This is a genomic window from Streptomyces sp. NPDC107528 (assembly GCF_055639295.1).
The window spans coordinates 123,707-136,504 of the sequence record NZ_JBVKAV010000010.1 but is presented as its reverse complement, the minus strand read 5'-3'; the positions used below and the strand labels follow the sequence as shown (position 1 = coordinate 136,504).

General features: G+C 71.7%; 11 protein-coding genes. 7 read left to right on the top strand and 4 right to left on the bottom strand.

From position 1 onward, the window contains the following. Positions 1-38: 38 nt before the first annotated feature. Positions 39-848, top strand: coding sequence for an MHYT domain-containing protein (locus ACZ7L5_RS30040; RefSeq protein ID WP_471520440.1), 810 nt, complete (start codon positions 39-41; stop codon positions 846-848). A 122-nt stretch (positions 849-970) separates the two neighbouring features. Here the strand turns inward: ACZ7L5_RS30040 and ACZ7L5_RS30035 are convergent, their stop codons facing one another. The 4 genes from ACZ7L5_RS30035 to ACZ7L5_RS30020 are packed head-to-tail and all read right to left on the bottom strand — an operon-like array spanning position 971 to position 4,468. Continuing rightward, a complete protein-coding gene (locus ACZ7L5_RS30035) occupies positions 971-2,176 on the bottom strand; it encodes an ABC transporter permease (RefSeq protein WP_471520438.1) in 1,206 nt (401 codons plus the stop codon). Next, positions 2,173-2,910, bottom strand: a complete 738-nt coding sequence (locus ACZ7L5_RS30030; protein WP_471520436.1) for an ABC transporter ATP-binding protein — start codon at positions 2,908-2,910, stop codon at positions 2,173-2,175. The genes ACZ7L5_RS30035 and ACZ7L5_RS30030 overlap by 4 nt, the downstream gene beginning before the upstream one ends. Next, complete coding sequence (locus ACZ7L5_RS30025) at positions 2,907-3,971, bottom strand: peptidoglycan-binding protein (RefSeq protein WP_471520434.1); 1,065 nt, start codon at positions 3,969-3,971, stop codon at positions 2,907-2,909. Before ACZ7L5_RS30025 ends, ACZ7L5_RS30030 begins: the two co-directional genes overlap by 4 nt. Before the next feature lie 26 nt (positions 3,972-3,997). Continuing rightward, entirely contained in the window at positions 3,998-4,468 is a 471-nt protein-coding gene (locus tag ACZ7L5_RS30020; RefSeq protein WP_471520432.1) for a hypothetical protein, read from the bottom strand. Between the two features lie 142 nt (positions 4,469-4,610). On the opposite strand from ACZ7L5_RS30020, the gene ACZ7L5_RS30015 reads away from it, so the two are divergent. The 6 genes from ACZ7L5_RS30015 to ACZ7L5_RS29990 all read left to right on the top strand — a co-directional run bounded on the left by ACZ7L5_RS30015 (position 4,611) and on the right by ACZ7L5_RS29990 (position 12,790). Next, complete coding sequence (locus ACZ7L5_RS30015; protein ID WP_471520430.1) at positions 4,611-5,282, top strand: response regulator transcription factor; 672 nt, start codon at positions 4,611-4,613, stop codon at positions 5,280-5,282. Continuing rightward, positions 5,279-6,589 (top strand): sensor histidine kinase, encoded by a 1,311-nt coding sequence (locus tag ACZ7L5_RS30010; protein WP_471520428.1) that lies wholly within the window; start codon positions 5,279-5,281, stop codon positions 6,587-6,589. The genes ACZ7L5_RS30015 and ACZ7L5_RS30010 overlap by 4 nt, the downstream gene beginning before the upstream one ends. Before the next feature lie 627 nt (positions 6,590-7,216). Then, the gene (locus ACZ7L5_RS30005; RefSeq protein WP_471520888.1) at positions 7,217-8,479 is read left to right on the top strand and encodes a DUF2079 domain-containing protein; all 1,263 of its coding nucleotides are present in this window, start codon (positions 7,217-7,219) and stop codon (positions 8,477-8,479) included. A gap of 385 nt (positions 8,480-8,864) precedes the next feature. After that, the gene (locus ACZ7L5_RS30000) at positions 8,865-10,538 is read left to right on the top strand and encodes an ABC transporter substrate-binding protein (RefSeq protein ID WP_471520426.1); all 1,674 of its coding nucleotides are present in this window, start codon (positions 8,865-8,867) and stop codon (positions 10,536-10,538) included. A gap of 41 nt (positions 10,539-10,579) precedes the next feature. Further along, positions 10,580-11,800: a metal-dependent hydrolase family protein gene (locus tag ACZ7L5_RS29995; protein WP_471520424.1), complete on the top strand. Its 1,221-nt coding sequence runs from the start codon at positions 10,580-10,582 to the stop codon at positions 11,798-11,800. 6 nt (positions 11,801-11,806) lie between these two features. Then, positions 11,807-12,790: a helix-turn-helix transcriptional regulator gene (locus ACZ7L5_RS29990; RefSeq protein WP_471520422.1), complete on the top strand. Its 984-nt coding sequence runs from the start codon at positions 11,807-11,809 to the stop codon at positions 12,788-12,790. Positions 12,791-12,798: the final 8 nt, after the last annotated feature.

The window sequence follows — 12,798 nt, the reverse complement described above, 5'->3', positions numbered from 1 at the left end:
AAGTCTCCTTCTCTGCAAGCGAGTTGGAAGTGAGATGCATGGCCGGCGAAATCGACGGATTCACGTACGGAGCGGTTACGCCGACAGCCGCCTTTTTGATGGCGGCGCTGGGCTCGACTCTGGGGCTGCGTTGTCTGACGCGGGCCCTGCATCACCGGTCCCGTTTCAAACCGGGCTGGCTCACGCTCGGTGCGGCGGCGATCGGCTGCGGCATGTGGATCTCGCACTTCGTCGCCATGATGGGCTTCGCGATCGACGACTCGCGTCTCACGTACGACGAGGACCGGGCGGTCCTCGGCCTCGGCGTCACGATCGCCGTGGTGGGCGCGGGCCTGTTCGTCGTCGGCTACTTAGGAAGGAGCCCGGCGGGTGTGGGCGCGGCGGGGCTGATCACCGGTGCCGGCGCGGCCGTCGTGCACTTCGCCGGCATGACCGCCGTGCACACCGCCGACCGCCTGCGACCCGACCGTGCCATGGTCGTCCTCTCCGTCGTCCTCGCGGTCGCCGCCGCCACCGCCGCGCTACGGGCGGCGGTGCGGTTACCGGCTGCCCGGTCGCCGCTGGTCGCCGGTCCCGTCCTGGCGGTCGCGGCCACCGGGACGCACTACACGGCGCTGTACGCGCTGAGTTACCGCCCCGCGAGCGCGGCCGGTGAGGCGTACAGCCACCCCTCGGTGCCTACGCTGCTGCCCTTGCTCACGGCCCCCGTGTTCGTCCTGCTCCTCACCGCCTTCGTCCTCTCGCTGGACCCCTTCGTCCACGGCGATCCGGCATCGCGGGCCGAGCCGGCGCCCGCGCCGGAGCAAGAGACCGGCACACCCAAGGTTTTGCGCGGCACGAAGGTGTGAGGAACCGCCACCCCCCGGTGAGGGCACGCCCGGTGACGCACGACACCGCGACACCGCGACACCGCCAAGACTCCTCCGCGAGGCCTGGGATGGCGAGCGTCGGCCGCGGTCCCGCCCCGGCCTCAGATCGCGTGCAGCGCGAGGGTCGGGGACATCCGGGCGGCGCGGACGGCCGGGTAGAGGCCGGCGAGGGTGCCGATCGCGAGGGTCGCCCCCACGCCACCCGCCGTGGCCCAGAAGGGCAGGGTCCAGGGCATGCCGCCGGTGCTCGCGTAGATCCCGGTGGCCAGCGCCCCGAGCACGACCCCGGCCAGGCCGCCGAGCCCGCACAGCAGCAGCGACTCGACGACGAACTGGAGCCGGATCTGGCCCCGTGTGGAGCCGAACGACCGCCGCAGCCCGATCTCGTGCCTGCGCTCCAGCACCGAGATGACCATGGTGTTGGCGATGCCGACCCCGCCGACCAGCAGCGCGACACCCCCGAGTCCGAGCAGCAGGCTGGAGAAGGCGTTCTCCGACGCCGCCTTGGCCTTGAGTGCCTCGGACGGGTCGGACACCTCGACGTCGAACGGCGACTCGGGGTTGACGGTCCGGGCCAGCAGGTCCCGCACCGCGGTGACGCGGTCGTCGGCCGACCGCTCGTAGACCGCTGTCGGGTGGCCGTCGAACCCGAGCCAGGTCGCGGCTCCCTTCCAGCCCACCAGCGCGGAGCTGTCCACCTCGGGCGCGAGCGGCAGGGGGTTGAGGATGCCGACGACGGTGAAGTACCGGTCGCCCGTCCAGACCCGCTGCCCGCTGTCGGTGATGCCGAGCCGCTTCGCCGCCGCGTGTCCCAGGACGACCGCCGGGTAGCGGCCGTTGGCCTGGTTGAGCCAGCCGCCCTTCGCCATGGATCCGCGCAGGGTGGCCTTCAGGCTCTCCGTCGCCGCCTGGACGGCGATGCCGCCGGTCTGCGACTTCGGGATGTGCTCCGAGCGGTACACGTGGACGCCGTCGACACCGCCGAGCGCGGCGGCCTGCTCCACCCCGTCGATCGCGCCGACGCTGCGGACCGCGTTCTTCGGCAGTTGCACCTCCTCCCCGGAGACGAACGACGTGCCCGGCCTGACCACCAGCATGTTCGTGCCGATCCTGTCGAGTTCCCGCAGGAGCGCCGCCTGGCCGGTGGCGGAGATGCCCACCACGGCGATCATCGTGGCGATCCCGATGGCGATACCGAGCGCGGACAGGACGACGCGCATCGGCCGGCCCCGCAGCCCCACGGACCCGACCTGAAGGACGTCCGTCAGGCCGAGCCGGGCCGGGGTGAGACGGCGTTCGCGGTTCATCGTGTGCCTCCCCGGCCCGGCGCGCGGGTGTCCTCGACCACGTGCCCGTCGAGGATGCGGACGAGGCGGGGCAGGGACTCGGCGAGTTCCCGGTCATGGGTGATGACGGCGATGGTCGCCCCTTCGGCGTTCAGTTCGTGCAGCAGCTCCATCACCGCCTTGCCGGACACGGAGTCCAGTGCCCCGGTCGGCTCGTCGGCGAGCAGCAGCTTCGGCTGCCCGACCACCGCCCGGGCGATGGCCACGCGCTGCTGCTGGCCCCCGGACAGGGCGTGCGGTCTGTGCCCGACGCGGTCGGGCAGCCCCACGCGCTCCAGGGCGGCTCTCGCCCGCCGCCGGCGCTCGCCGCGCGCCAGTCCGGAGTAGCGCAGCCCTTCGGTGACGTTCTCCAACGCCGTGGCCGCGGCCACCAGATGGAAGGACTGGAAGACGAAGCCGATGTGACGGGCGCGCAGTGCGGAGACCTGCCGGTCGGACAGCTCCCCCACCTCGTGCCCCGCGATGGCGACGGTGCCGGCGGTGGGCCGGTCCAGGGTGCCGAGGATGTGCAGCAGCGTGGACTTGCCCGAGCCGGACGGGCCTACGATCGCAAGCAACTCGCCCGCGGTGATGGTGAGATCGACGCCGCTCAGCGCGCTCACTCCGCCGGGGTACTCCTTGGTCACTCCCCGCAGCTCGGCGACGACCTCCGCGCCCGGTGCCTCGGGGGTGCCTGTGCGCTCAAGGACTGTCATGCGGGAACCCCCACCTTCATGCCCTCGCGCAATCCGTCGCCCGACACTTCGACCCGGCCGTCGGCGAAGATGCCGAGCTTCACCTGCACGGTGCGGGCCTTGCCGTCCTGGACGACCCGCACGCCGAAGCCGCCGTTCTCCAGCGCCAGGAGGGACTCCACCGGCACGGACAGCACGTTCGCGCGGCGCTCGCCCGGCATCGTCACGGTGACCGGCGTCCTGTCGATGCCACCCGCCTGCCCCGGCCGGTCGAGCTCGACCGTGACCGTCACCTTCGGGGACTTGTCCTGCGCCTGCTCGTCCACTTCGGCGGTCCTCCCGACGGAACTCACCTTCCCTTTCACACGCTTGCCGTCGGGGAGTTTGACGGTGACGGCGTCCCCGTCGGAGATCTGCTGCGCGGCCGAGACGCCCAGACCGAACTGCACGACGCGTGCGGAACTGCTGACCGTCAGCACCGCGGCGCCGGGCTCGGCACGCCCGCCGAGGAGGGCCTCGGCCTTCTGCACCCGGACCGCGGAGGGCGCGAAGGCGATCTGTCCGGGGCCGATGGTTCCCGTCTCCTTCAGTCCGTGGCTCTCCTGCCAGGCCTTGACCCCGCGCTCGGTGCCCTCGGTGAACTCGTCGTCGGCCGCCAGCCCGTCACCGAAGCCGAGCGCGATGAGGTTCTCCTTGAGCTGGCGGACGTCCTTTCCCTCGTCGCCCTTCCTGAGCGTCCGGTAGGCCGGTGTGGCGCCGTAGAGGAGCCGCACGGCCGAGCCGTCCGCCTCGTAGAGCCTGCCGTCCCGTTTCACGGTGGAGCCGGCGGACGGCAGCCAGGTGAAGGTGCCCCGTACGCCCGCGGTCAGCTTGCGCTGCGCGGAGTGGGCGAGGGTGCCTTCGGCGTCCGTGGTGCTGACCATGGTCTGGCGGGTGACCGTGGCCGTCCTGGTGGGGACGGGGACCGGGGCCTCGTGGGACATCGGCGTCGATGTGCCCGAGGCGAGGGTGGCCGCCAGGATTGCGCCCGTGGTGACCAGTGCTGCCGCGAGGGCTGCGATCAGGGGCTTCTTGAACCTCACGTGACGTCTCCTTCGGCCCGGCGGCGTCAGCCGAGTTCCTGGGAGCAGGTCTTGGAGGCGGTCTCGTAGGCGTCCTTGCGGTCGTCCGGCACCTGGACCATCGGCATCTTCGCCTGCCCGTCGACGAACTCGGGGTCGGGCACGTCGAAGTCCTTCTCGCGCATGCACGCGGCGTACTTGAGCATCTTGTCCTTGGCCTGCGCGGAGATGCCGCCAGCGCCCTTGCCGCCGCCGGCCCCGCAGTCCTTCATCGCTTTCTGCAACTGCTCCTGGGACAGTTCGCCGGGCTGGATGGCGGGCAGTGAGCCCGGCTTGGGGTCCGTGACCTCGGCGCCCTTCTCGCGGAGACAATCGAGCGCCTTCGCCTGCTGATCGCTCTCGGAATTCCCGCCGGAGGGTTTTTCGCCGTCCGAGTCCTGCCCCGCGCAGCCGGTGAGCCACAACGTCATCACCGATATCGCGCACACCGCCGCGAGTCCGATCCTGTTGCGTGTCATTCCGCCTCCTTCTCGCGACCCGGTGATCACATCCCGGGTGGCTTCCCTTCCGGATGGCGGGACTGTGCACGAGACGGCGGTTACGGCGCTCTCACCGATTCTGTTATGCCACCGAAAGGTGGCTTCGTGTACAACGGGCGCCATGAGAGTCCTGATAGCGGAGGACGAGGAATTCCTCGCGGAAATGATCGCCGAGGGGCTGCGCGCCAATGCCATCGCCGCGGATGTGGCCGGTGACGGCCTTGCCGCCGTGCGGCGCCTGGACGACGACGTGTACGACGTGCTCGTGCTGGACCGCGACCTGCCGGGCCTGCACGGCGACGAGGTCTGCCGCCGGGCCGTGCAGGACGGCTCTCTCGTCAGGATTCTGATGCTGACGGCGTCCGGGACGGTCCACGACCGGGTCGAGGGCCTGTCCCTGGGCGCGGACGACTACCTCGCCAAGCCCTTCGCCTTCGAGGAACTGGTGGCCCGGGTCCTGGCACTGGGCCGGCGGGCGCGCCCCGCGCTGCCCCCGGTGATCCGCCGCGCGGGCGTAGTCCTGGATACCTCCGCCCGCCGGGCCGGCCGGCACGGGCGCCCGTTGCCGCTGTCACCCAAGGAGTTCGCCGTGCTGGAGACACTGCTGCGGGCGGACGGTGCCGTCGTGAGCCACGACGATCTCGTGGAGCAGGTGTGGGAGGAACACACCAGCTACCGCACCAACGCCGTGCGTGTCACCCTCAGCCGGCTCCGGGCGAAGCTGGGTGACCCGGCGGTCATCGAGACGGTGCCGGGCGCCGGTTACCGCATGGCCGAGGAGCCCGTCGCATGAGCGGCTCCGTGCGTCCCCCGATCGGTGAGCGCGCCCGGCTGACGGCGCTGTGCTGCACGATGCTCCTCGTGGTCGGCGGCGGCCTCATCGCGCTGGTGTACGTGTTCGCCAACCACAACCTGTACGACAGCATCCAGAAGGTGGCGCGCATCCCCCTGTCGGACGTGCCCGCGCAGCGCGGCCAGGGCCCGGTCCAGCAGGGCGGGACCGCACCGGTCATCCCCCTGACCCCCGTCGAGCCGGGCACGGCCGGGACCGCGGCGACCGCCTCCGACGTGCTGGACGAGGCCGAACGGAACCGGTTCGTCGCCTCCATGCGTTCCGCCGCGGCCCGGGAACTGGCGACCGCGGCCCTGCTCGGCCTCGCCGCCCTCACCGCCGTGTCCGTCCCCGTCGCCTGGTGGACCGCTGGCCGCGTCCTGCGTCCCGTGCGGCACCTCACCGAGACGGCCCGCAGGCTCACCGGCACCACCCTGCACGAACGCATCGCGCTGCGCGGGCCTCCGGGTGAGCTGAAGGTGCTCGCCGACACCTTCGACGAGATGCTCGACCGGCTGGAGAACCAGGTCAAGGCCCAGCAGCGGTTCGCGGCCAACGCGGCCCACGAACTGCGCACGCCCATCGCGCTCCAGCGCACGGCGGCGGAGGTCGGTCTGGCGGGCTCACCGACCCCCGAGCGCGTCGCCGCCATCCGCAGCAAGCTCGTCGAGACGTCTCAGCGGCAGGAACAGCTCATCGAGGGACTGCTGCTGCTCGCGGCGTCCGAACAGGAACTCCAGCGCCGTGAAGAGGTCGATCTGCGTGATGTCACCGGCCTTGCGCTGCTCGCGCTGTCTCCGGAGGCGGCCCGGCGCGAGGTGAGCGTGCACACCGAGCTCCGGTCCCTGCCGGCCGTCGGCGATCCGGTGCTGCTGGAGCGGCTGGCGCAGAATCTGGTCGGCAACGCCATCCGCCACAACCATCCCGGGGGCGAGGTCCGGGTGCACACCGATGCGCGGGGGCTCGAGGTGTCCAACACCGGGCCCGTGATCCCCGAGGAAAGCGTGGGCCTGTTGTTCGAGCCCTTCCGCCGGCTGCACGAGCGTCGCCACGCCCCCGGTGACGGCGCGGGCCTGGGCCTGTCGATCGTGGCCGCCATCGCACGGGCCCACGGGTGCGCGATCGAGGCACGGGCCAATCCGGGCGGCGGGCTCACCGTCCGGGTGGATGCCACGCGCGCCGGCACCGGGGTGCGGCCCCGTGTCACCGGCACAGGGACTGAAGGGACCGGGTTTCAACTACTTCTACGTCAACCTACCCACGGGTAGCGCAAGTCGGGATCCCGGTCCCTTGAGTCCCTGCCCACCTGCCCGCCAAGGCATCTGCTCACCAGGGTTGAGCACTTCACCGTGTGCGGAGGCGACGGCAGATGCCCTCGCCCTGCCCACTGCACCCCGATCGACACCCCCTCACCTGCGGCTTTGCCGCAGGACTGCCGAGGAGCGGCATCCGCCCGGTCGTTCGCACGCCTGCGCGTCCGGCCCCGGCGCGTGCTCGCATGGGAACGGTGTCCGGCACCGGGCACCGTCACGGGCTCCGCGGCAACACCCGGCCTGAACGACCCGGCCGGTGCAGACGACCGAACCCGGTCCCTACCCCCACAGAGGAGCCCGCCCGTGCGTGGACCCGGCTTCCTGCCGCTCGCCGAGAAGACCCCACCGATACCGATTCCGGCGCCGGCACGACCACCGGCACCGGAATCCGCACCATCAAAGGCACCGATACCAAAACCGCCCCAGGCACGGTCACCGACTCCGGGTGCCGGACACCCCGCCCCACCCCCCGCCCACCGGCGGACCCGCTGGAAGCCCGCACCGCACGTCCTCGCCCCGCGCCTCCTCGCCCTCACGCTCTTCGCCGTGTACGCGACCCACTCCGTCCTGCGCTACCACCGCATGGAGACCCGCTCCTGGGACCTGGGCATCTTCGAGCAGGCCGTGCGCGCCTACGCCCACCTGCGGGCCCCGGTCGTCGATCTCAAGGGCCCGGGCACCAACATCCTCGGCGACCACTTCAGCCCGGTGACGGCGCTCCTCGCCCCCGCCTACCGGATGTTCCCCACACCCGTCACCCTGCTCGTCGCCCAGGCCGCGCTCTTCGCACTCGCCGCCCTGCCCGTCACCCGCGCGGCCACCCGGCTGCTGGGCCGGGCATCGGGCCTGGCGGTCGGCGTGGCGTACGGACTGTCCTGGGGCATCCAGCAGGCCGTCGACTTCGACTTCCACGAGATCTGCTTCGCCGTCCCGCTGATCGCCTTCTCCCTGGAGGCGCTGCTGCGCCGCCGGTGGCGCGCCGCCCTGCTGTGGGCCGTGCCGCTGGTCCTGGTCAAGGAGGACCTGGGCGTCACGCTCGCCGCGATCGCCCTGGTGGTGGCGTGGCGGGCCCGCGGGGAGGCGCCCCGGGTCCGCCGGTACGCGCTGGGCGTCGCCGCGCTCGGCATCCTCGCCAGCCTCGTCACCGTCACCGCCGTCATCCCCGCCTTCAATGGCTCCGGCTACGCCTACTGGACCAAGGTGGAGGGCGGCCCGAGCCCGTTCGCCGGTGCCGACACCAAGATCCGCACGCTGGCCTGGCTGCTGCTGCCCACCAGCGGGCTGCTCGCCGTCCGCTCCCCGCTCCTGCTGGTCGGCGCCCCCACGCTCGGCTGGCGCTTCCTGTCCGGCGAGGAGCACTACTGGTCCACCGACTGGCACTACAGCGCCGTCCTGATGCCGGTGGTGTTCCTCGCCCTCGCCGACGCCGTCGACATCTCGCGGCACGGCCGGCGCCCCTGGCTGCGCGCGTACGCGGAGCGGCTGCCGGGCTGCGCCGCGGCGGTCGCGCTCGCCCTGGCCACCGCGCAACCCCTGTCGGCGCTCACCGAATCCGACGCCTACCGCAAACCCGAGCGGGCGGTCGCGGCCGAGAAGCTCCTCGCCCGCATCCCCGACGGCGCGACCGTCGAGTCCGACGTGGGACCGCTCAGCCGTCTGACCGGCCGCTGCCGTGTCCTGTGGGTGGGTGACAGCCGGGGCGTCACCCCTGACTGGATCGCCCTGGACAGCAACTCCGGCGGGGACGAAGGCCCCCTCGACTACGCCCATGAGCTCCACCCCGAAGACCGATACCGCGTTGCCGGAGAAGCGGGTGGTTACGTGCTGATGGAACGGGTGCGATGACCGTCGCCAGCCCTCTCACCAGGTGTTCAGCGTCCGCCGGCCCCCGGCGCCGAGTGCTGCGGACCCCCACTTTTCAACTGACGCATCGGTCAATAAAGATGGCGCAAATCGTTGACACGGCCGAACTCGCGGGGCTACGTTCCCTGCAACTCGACGACCGTCGAGGGGCGGTGACGGCCCCCCGCCCAGGCCGCGCGGGACCCGGCCCGAGCGGGACGCGCAACCCGCGCCGCCGCCGACCCCGTTCGCCTCTCTCACCCACTTCCCTCGCGGCGTCCCGGACGTCCGGGCACCCGCCCCTCGCTCCGGACAGCCGCGACCGACAACGCCCCGCACGCCGCCGCCCCCCTCAGCCGTCGCACGGCGGTTTCACGAGAGGACACCCATGGCTGGACCGCTGCACACCCCGACCCGACGACAGGTCCTGGCCACCGGCACGGCCGCGGGTGCCGGTGTGCTGCTGAGCGGCTGCACCGGGGACCCGCGCCCCGCGCGGCTCGGCCCCGTCGCCCATGTCACCCGGTGGGGCCCCGGCCCCGGCGATCCGGCCGGCGCACGCCGAGGGGGCAAGGTCGTCACGGCCTGGGCGACGGAGGCCCAGTCCTACGACCCCGCGATCGGCTGGGACCTGCACAGCTGGGAGGCCATCTCGACGGTCCTGCACTCCCCGCTCTACAGCTACGACGGGCAGAACGGCGGGCCCGCCCCGCTGGCCGCCGCGGCCCTGCCGAAGGTGTCCAAGGACGGCCTGACCTACACGATCGCGCTGCGCCGGAACGTACGGTTCCACAACGGCCGCCCGGTCACCGCGCAGGACTACGTGGAGAGTTGGACCCGAGTCCTCGACCCGGACGTCGCCTCCTGGGCGGCCAGCTACCTCTTCGGGATCGAGGGCGCGCAGGCGTTCTACGAGCAGAAGGCCAAGAAGGTCAGCGGGCTGAAGGCCCTCGACTCCCACACCCTGCGCATCCGGCTGGCCGAACCGGACGTCCTCATGCTGGCGCTGCTGTGCCAGCCCTACACCGCCGCCCTGCCCGCCGAGGAGATCCGCCGCCTCGGCAGCTCCTTCGGCCGCACGCCCGTCGGCACGGGCCCTTTCCGCATCACGCGCTACGACGGCAAGGGCCAGCGGGCCACCTTCCAGCGCTTCGAGAAGTACTTCTGGCCGGGCACCCCGCTCATCGACACCGTCGAGTACCGCTGGGGCATCGACTACGCGATGCAGTCGCTCCAGCTGAACGGCGGCAGCGTCGACGTCCTCGGCGAGGGCCTGGTCTCCAGCCAGGCGGCCCGGTTCACCGCGGACCCGGGGATCCGCGAGAAGTTCGTCCACCCCGTGCCGATCCGCGGCAACCAGTGGCTCGCCCTCAACCTCAAGCGCCCACAACTGCGCGACCGGCGCGTACGGCAGGCCCTGAACTGGGCGGTGGACCGCGAACAGCTCATGCGCGTCACCTTCGGACTGTCCGACCCGTGGGGCTCCCCCTTCCCCAAGAACCTCGACCGGTACCAGCGCACGGCGAAGCCCTACACCTACGACCCGGACCGGGCCCGCGCCCTGCTGCGCGAGGCCGGGGTCAAGCGCCTGAAGCTGGACTTCCCCCTCGGCACCCAGGAACCGTGGCCCCTGCTCTCCCAGGTGCTCCAGCAGCAACTGGCCGAGGTGGGTGTGGACATCGACCTGCGGCCCATGGGCCAGCCCGCCTTCGACCAGATCACGGCGAAGGGCGAGGGCGACATGTACGGCAGCCGCCTCTACCTCAGCCTGAACAGCGCCGCGGAGATGGTGTCGTCCAACTACACCTCGGACGGCTCGTACAACTACACCGGCTACAAGAACCAGCGGGTGGACGACCTCACCGCCCAGGCCCGCAGGAGCCGCACCGTGGAAGCGGCCAACTCACTGCTGGCGCAGGTCGAGGAGGAACTCGTCCGGGACGCGCCCGCGGTGTTCCTCGCCAACATGAACTTCCTCGGCGCCAGGCGGCCGGAGATCCACAACTACCAGATGCGCGGCGAGACGGGCACCTACTACGACCGGCTGTGGGTCGGTCGCTGACCACGGCGTCCCGTGCGCCGTAGAAGGAGAGAGGGAAGCAGATGGCCGTTGCACTGCGTTGCGCGCGGTTGGTGGACGTCGAGGCGGGTGCGGTGCTGCCCGATCGCATCGTCGTCGTCGAGGGCGAGCGGATCACCGCCGTACGGCCGGGCGGCGAACCGGTACCCGAGGGGATGCGGCTGATCGACCTCGGTGAGGCGACGCTCGCCCCCGGACTGGTCGACCTGCACACCCACCTGGTGGGCCCGGCCGGCTGCGGCGACTTCATGCAGGAACTGCGCCAGTCCGGTGCGCAGTTGGCGCTCGACGGGGTGGTGCACGCACGCGACACCCTCAACGCCGGTTTCACCACCGTCCGGGACGTCGGCGCCTTCCACGCCTTCGTGGACGTGGCGCTGCGCGACGCCATCGACCGGGGCGTCGTGCCCGGGCCGCGCATGGCGGTCGCGGGGGCCTTCGTCGGTGTCTCCACCGGCGGGGGCATGATCGTCGGCCTCACCCCGGGTATCGAACTGCCCCGGCAGTACCGGCTCGGCGCGGTGCGCGACGTCGCCGACATCCGCGAACGCGTCCGCGAGATCCTCACCGGCGGCGCCGACGTCATCAAACTCATCGCCACCGGGGCCGTGCTGACCCCCGGCACTGTCCCCGGCGCGCCCGAACTGCGCGAGGAGCAGATCCGGGCCGCGGTGGAGGAGGCGCAGTGGTACGGGGCATACGTCGCCGCCCACGCGCACGGCACCGACGGCATCAAGTGGGCGATCCGGGCCGGGGTGCGCTCCATCGAGCACGGCACGGAACTCGACGACGAGAGCATCGAATTGATGCTGGAGCACGGCACCTACCTGTCCGCCGACATCTGGTGGAGCGACTGGCTGAACAAGCACCCCGAGCAGTTCGACGACGAGCAGCGGGCCAAGAACGACGCGGCGACCGAGCGGCAACGGCAGAGCTTCCGCAAGGCGGTGGAGGCCGGGGTGCGGATCGGGTTCGGCACCGACGCCGGCTGTTTCCCGCACGGCCTGCAGACCCGTCAGCTGGCCACCATGTGCGAATGGGGCATGACACCCCTCCAGGCACTGAGGTCCGCGACCCTCACCAGCGCCGAGTGCATGGGCTGGGAGGATCGCATCGGCTCCATCACCCCGGGCAAATACGCCGACCTCATCGCCGTGACCGGCGACCCCGAGGACCCCACCTCCTACAACGACGTCCGCTTCGTCATGAAGGGCGGCGAGGTCGTCCGCAACGATCTGCCCTAAGGGGCCATGCAGCGTGAATCCCGCTTCTCGTGCCGACAGCGCCCTGACATGCTGTCGGCACGGCGCAGGCGAAAGGCAGGGCTCCCCCTGAGCAGCACATCCGCCCGGGGCCGGGGCGACGTCGTCACCGAGCGGCTGGTCATGGCCGCCCCCGCCCTGCAAGTGATCCTCTTCGACAACGACACCTTCACCGACGAGTCCTGCCCGGTCCGCAGCCCGCACCGGCACGCGTTCCATGAGCTGTTCTGGACCAGCAGCGGTGAGGGCCGGCACCTTCTCGACGGTGAGCCCGCCGTCGTCACGGCGAACACCGTGATGCTGACCCGCAGGGGTCAGATCCACCGCTTCGAGACGGCGCAGGACATCTCCGGTGCCGTGATCCGCTTCGGCGATGAACTCCTGCACGCCCGGCCGGGCTCACCGTCGGACCCGGCACGCCTGTTCAGCGAGCACGGCATCCTCACGCTCGACGTACCACCGCAGGAGAGCGAGCATCTGGACGCCGTGGTCCGCGCACTCGCCGCCGAGAGCCACCGCCCGGCGGACGCCCACAGCACGGACATCCACCGCCATCTCCTGATGACCCTGCTGTCGTGGACCGAACGCTGGCGCGTACGGGCCCCGTCCACGCGGCTCGACACACCGGCGGACCTCCGGCTCGCCCGCCGCTTCGCCGAGACACTGGAGCGCGACTTTCCCCGCCACCACGACGTGGGTCACTACGCGCGGCAACTGCACGTCTCCACCGGTGCGTTGTGGCGAGCCCTGTCCCGGGCGACCGGCCACCCGCCGAGGACGCTCATCACCGAACGCGTGATGGTGGAGGCTGCCCGCCTGCTGCGCTTCACGGACATGCCCGTCGGGGCCGTCGCCGAACGGGTGGGCGTCAAGGACCGGCTGTACTTCTCGCGCGCGTTCCGCAATCACTACGGCGAGGCTCCCCTCGCCTACCGGGCACGCCTGCACCGCACGGACGACGCCGGCAGCTGACGGCACCG

Bases quoted from the DNA above. Each gene is read 5' to 3' on its own strand.
- ACZ7L5_RS30040 (WP_471520440.1), top strand. From the start codon at position 39: ATGGCCGGCGAAATCGACGGATTCACGTACGGAGCGGTTACGCCGACA.
- ACZ7L5_RS30035 (WP_471520438.1), bottom strand. From the start codon at position 2,176: ATGAACCGCGAACGCCGTCTCACCCCGGCCCGGCTCGGCCTGACGGAC.
- ACZ7L5_RS30030 (WP_471520436.1), bottom strand. From the start codon at position 2,910: ATGACAGTCCTTGAGCGCACAGGCACCCCCGAGGCACCGGGCGCGGAG.
- ACZ7L5_RS30020 (WP_471520432.1), bottom strand. From the start codon at position 4,468: ATGACACGCAACAGGATCGGACTCGCGGCGGTGTGCGCGATATCGGTG.
- ACZ7L5_RS30015 (WP_471520430.1), top strand. From the start codon at position 4,611: ATGAGAGTCCTGATAGCGGAGGACGAGGAATTCCTCGCGGAAATGATC.
- ACZ7L5_RS30010 (WP_471520428.1), top strand. From the start codon at position 5,279: ATGAGCGGCTCCGTGCGTCCCCCGATCGGTGAGCGCGCCCGGCTGACG.
- ACZ7L5_RS30005 (WP_471520888.1), top strand. From the start codon at position 7,217: ATGGAGACCCGCTCCTGGGACCTGGGCATCTTCGAGCAGGCCGTGCGC.
- ACZ7L5_RS30000 (WP_471520426.1), top strand. From the start codon at position 8,865: ATGGCTGGACCGCTGCACACCCCGACCCGACGACAGGTCCTGGCCACC.
- ACZ7L5_RS29995 (WP_471520424.1), top strand. From the start codon at position 10,580: ATGGCCGTTGCACTGCGTTGCGCGCGGTTGGTGGACGTCGAGGCGGGT.
- ACZ7L5_RS29990 (WP_471520422.1), top strand. From the start codon at position 11,807: ATGCAGCGTGAATCCCGCTTCTCGTGCCGACAGCGCCCTGACATGCTG.